Here is a 1,418-nt window from a genome sequence, read left to right as displayed (position 1 = left end):
GGCAATCTGAACAACAGCCCTGCGTTGGAACTCCTCGCAATAGCTAGCTATTACTCGTCGTTCCGCCTTGCTCTGATGTCCAGCTTGCCATGCTCATTACGGTAGTTAGAAAATTCGATTGGTATAACGAATCCATCCGATGGAATGTTATGAAGGGTGAAAGCTGTTTTTCGATGCGCCAGAGCTAATCCCTGTAATCGACCCATCAGGGTTTTTGGTTTGATTGCTCAGTTTTTGCAATCATTGTTTTTAGATATTAAAAAGGCAGAAGTCGTATGACTGACCTTGAACAGGCCATTGAAACCCTTTCTCATCATGAGCAAGGTGTATTTCCAAAAGAGGCTCTGGAAACGCTGATAAACAAACAGGCAGAAGTGACTCCTCAGTTAATGGACTACCTGGAAACGGTAGGGACTGATCCCGAGGACGCTATAGAAAATCTGCGAACCGACTTTCTGGTGGTTGCCCTGTTTCTGCTGGCTCAGTTTCGAGAAGTTCAAGCCTATAAGCCACTGATCAGGCTGCTAAACAAGCTGGATGGAGATACTGACTGGATACTGGGAGAAGAAGGTTTGAGTCGTATCCTGGCTTCTGTCTGTGATGGTGATGTCATACCTCTTCAGACCTTGGCTGAGAACCCTGAATCCTCGGACTATATTCGCTCTGGCGCATTCTATGCTCTGCTGACGCTGGTGTGTCGGGGGCAATGGGATAAGTCAGCGCTTCATGAATATTGTCGTCGTATGCTGGACGGTGGGTTGAACTATGAGGGGGGATACCTCCGTATCAGTCTGACCCACATCTGCGAGATAATGATCTTCTCAGATCTGCTCGAAAGCATTCGGAACTGTTATAAGCAATGGCCTGAAATGTCAGAGTTTATCGGCTTTGATGAGGTGGAGGAGAGCCTGCAATCAGGAGAAGCGGATGAGTTTGGCTTATCGTTTCACCGGGATTATATCACTGATGCAATCGCTGAATTGCAAAGCCATAACTGCTTTCAGGCCGAAGGTGACGATGACGGTCTTGAGGACTTTGACCTTAGCGAACTCTTTGGATCACCCGAGAGTATAGAGGGTGAGGTTGAGGAATTTTTCCAAATGGCTGAAAAGCAGGAAACCCTCGTGAGAGAGTTACCCAAAGTGGGGCGTAATGATCCTTGTCCCTGCGGCAGTGGTAAAAAATTCAAGAAGTGCTGTGGGAAGTAACACCCGACAGGCTCCTGGCCCGGAAAATTCATAAGGCCTCTTTGACAAGGCTGAAGGCCTTGGAAATACAGAACTGTTCGATTTTTGATGTGTACGAAAATAAACGAACATCGCTCGTCGGCTTCTCGCTAGCTCTTTTTCCGCCATGACAGCATTTTCTCGTCAGATCCAGGCAATAAGCATGAATATGACGAGAAAATGTGTCAGCCG

At 47.2% G+C, this 1,418-nt stretch carries 1 protein-coding gene and 2 pseudogenes; 2 read left to right on the top strand and 1 reads right to left on the bottom strand.

Annotation, left to right across the window (positions count from 1 at the left end; genetic code table 11):
• Positions 1 to 275: 275 nt before the first annotated feature.
• Positions 276 to 992, top strand: a pseudogene (locus ACR2PX_RS11455) (DUF1186 domain-containing protein); the annotation flags it as partial.
• 129 nt (positions 993 to 1,121) lie between these two features.
• A pseudogene (locus tag ACR2PX_RS11450) lies at positions 1,122 to 1,208 on the top strand (SEC-C metal-binding domain-containing protein); the annotation flags it as partial.
• Positions 1,209 to 1,236: 28 nt separating this feature from the next.
• On the opposite strand, the gene ACR2PX_RS11445 reads toward ACR2PX_RS11450, so the two are convergent.
• Positions 1,237 to 1,418, bottom strand: a 182-nt coding sequence (locus ACR2PX_RS11445; protein ID WP_433999492.1) for a hypothetical protein, incomplete at its 5' end; no start/stop codon positions are given.

It is taken from the genome of Endozoicomonas sp. (assembly GCF_051008435.1).
GTDB lineage: Bacteria > Pseudomonadota > Gammaproteobacteria > Pseudomonadales > Endozoicomonadaceae > Endozoicomonas_A.
This window is presented reverse-complemented; position numbering and strand designations above follow the sequence as displayed.